The organism is Mariniflexile sp. HNIBRBA6329 (assembly GCF_043558645.1).
GTDB lineage: Bacteria > Bacteroidota > Bacteroidia > Flavobacteriales > Flavobacteriaceae > Mariniflexile.
Window position 1 is genome coordinate 1 of sequence record NZ_JBIFXS010000058.1, and the last position, 238, is coordinate 238.

1 protein-coding gene is annotated in these 238 nt (G+C 68.9%); it reads left to right on the top strand.

All coding sequences use genetic code 11. The annotated features are described in order from the left end of the window. Nucleotides 1–238: ABC transporter permease subunit (locus ACGK9U_RS16180; RefSeq protein ID WP_394467599.1), on the top strand; the 238-nt coding region annotated here is incomplete at both ends.

A 238-nucleotide genomic window follows, 5' to 3' on the forward strand; every position in this document is an offset into this window, starting at 1 on the left:
GGCGTCGCATTCGGGCTCGTATTCGGCGCGGCGATGGCGCGTTCGTCGCTCGCGCGCAAGTTCGGCGAGCCGGCGTTCCAGGCGCTGCGCTACGTGCCGCTGCTCGGGCTGATTCCGCTGCTGAGCCTGTGGGCCGGCACCGGCGAATTCGCGAAGGTGTTCATCATCGCGCTCGCCGCGTTATATCCGATGACCACCGCCAGCTTCGACGGGCTGCGCCGCGTCGATCCGCGCTATG